The sequence below is a fragment of the Bacillus sp. SIMBA_074 genome, assembly GCF_046534555.1.
In the GTDB taxonomy this organism is placed as follows: Bacteria; Bacillota; Bacilli; order Bacillales; family Bacillaceae_G; genus Bacillus_A; species Bacillus_A mycoides.
The window spans coordinates 1-229 of sequence record NZ_JAWRYM010001375.1 but is presented as its reverse complement, the minus strand read 5'-3'; the positions used below and the strand labels follow the sequence as shown (position 1 = coordinate 229).

At 69.4% G+C, this 229-nt stretch carries 1 protein-coding gene; it reads right to left on the bottom strand.

Annotated features, from left to right (window positions below):
• Positions 1-229 (bottom strand): hypothetical protein (locus SB773_RS35205; RefSeq protein ID WP_410595252.1); only part of this gene is annotated, 229 nt, incomplete at both ends.

Genomic DNA, 229 nt, shown 5'->3' with positions numbered 1-229 from the left:
TCGAGGTAGACCTGCTTGGTCGGCCACCACGCCACGTCGTTCTTGAGTGTCGCCAGGCGGCCGAAGTTCCAGCGACCCACGCGGGCGAGGTCGTCGGACGGCTCCACTCCCCACCAGGAGTACATCCGCCAGCTCAGCGCGAGAGACGGCACTCGTGCGTCGTGGAACGTGGCCAGCGGTTCCCCGGTGCTCCCGCCGGTCAGCGCGGGACGAGCATTGGCGTCGGTCG